The organism is Winogradskyella pulchriflava, from assembly GCF_042434315.1.
Classification (GTDB): Bacteria; Bacteroidota; Bacteroidia; order Flavobacteriales; family Flavobacteriaceae; genus Winogradskyella; species Winogradskyella pulchriflava.
Window position 1 is genome coordinate 1 of sequence record NZ_JBHLTQ010000009.1, and the last position, 740, is coordinate 740.

1 protein-coding gene is annotated in these 740 nt (G+C 41.2%); it reads right to left on the minus strand.

Annotated features, from left to right (window positions below; all coding sequences use genetic code 11):
- Positions 1-740 (minus strand): HYR-like domain-containing protein (locus tag ACFFGA_RS14825; RefSeq protein WP_446697951.1); only part of this gene is annotated, 740 nt, incomplete at both ends.

The following is a 740-nucleotide window of genomic DNA, read 5'->3' on the forward strand; positions in this document are numbered from 1 at the left end:
AGTGTTAGATCCAAAATCATTAGACCATGTCACAGTTCCACAAGTATCAGAAGCCGTAGCGCCAGCATTATTAGCCAACCAAGCCTCAAGTGTACCATCAGGAGTTACACCACATTGAATATCTATATTTTGTACACCAGAATCATCAATAGTAGGAGGTGTAGTATCTTCTGTAGTAATGGTTTGTGTACCAGAAGTGGTATTACCACATTGGTCCGTAGCAGTCCATGTTCTTACAATAGTTTTAGTGTTACCACAAGCTGCAGTTTCCACATCAGATTCAGTAATCGTAACCGAACCACAAGTATCAGTAGCAGTAGCCACACCAGTATTAGCACTAGACTCATCCTCAGTACACTCAATAGTAATATCGGCAGGCACAGTTAATGTTGGAGGCGTTGTATCCACCACATTAATAGTCTGAACTAAAGTAATCGTGTTGTTACACTCATCAGTCAATGACCAAGTACGTGTTATTGTCGATTCGTTAGCACAACTTCCAGCAGCCACAGTATCAGTGTAAGTCGCTTCAAGACCACTAGAGCAGTTGTCCGCTTCGTCAGTAACATCACCAGTAATACTAAGGTCAGTAGCATCAACATCACATTCAATGGTTAAATCTGCAGGTGCAGTAAACGTTGGTGCCGTAGTATCCACAACATTAATAGTCTGAACTAAAGTAGTCGTGTTGTTACACTCATCAGTCAATGACCAAGTACGTGTTATTGTCGATTCATTAG